The organism is Xenorhabdus miraniensis (assembly GCF_002632615.1).
Window position 1 is genome coordinate 1 of sequence record NZ_NITZ01000124.1, and the last position, 460, is coordinate 460.

The 460-nt window shown below is 53.3% G+C and carries 1 protein-coding gene; it reads right to left on the reverse strand.

From position 1 onward, the window contains the following. The coding region (locus Xmir_RS22390; protein WP_145956970.1) for an AMP-binding protein at positions 1-460 on the reverse strand (460 nt) is incomplete at both ends.

The window sequence follows — 460 nt, forward strand, 5'->3', positions numbered from 1 at the left end:
ATTGACGCGTTCCGCGGGATATGCCGGTGAAATAGGCACATAAGCGCCACCCGCTTTCAGCACGGCCAGAATACTGATCACCATTTCCAGACTGCGGTCGAGATAGAGGGCAATCAGTGTGCCGGCTTGCAGCGGTGCATTTTTTTGCTGCTGGTAATGTACGCGAATAGCGTTTGCTAGCTGGTTCGCCCGTTCGTTGAGCTGGCGGTAGGTCAGTGTTTCTCCCTCAAACACCAGCGCCACGTTATCCGGCGTGATTTCCACTTGTACTTCAAACAACTGTTGCAGGGTTTTGTCCTGTGGGTAGGAAACATCGGTCTGGTTCCATGTATGCAGCAGGGTATGGCGCTCTTCTTCACTGAGGAACATGATTGACGTATGCGGCTGATGTGGGTCACAGGCCACGGCGTGCAGAATGCGCTCAAGCTGACCAAGCAAACGCAGCACTTGTTTATCTGTC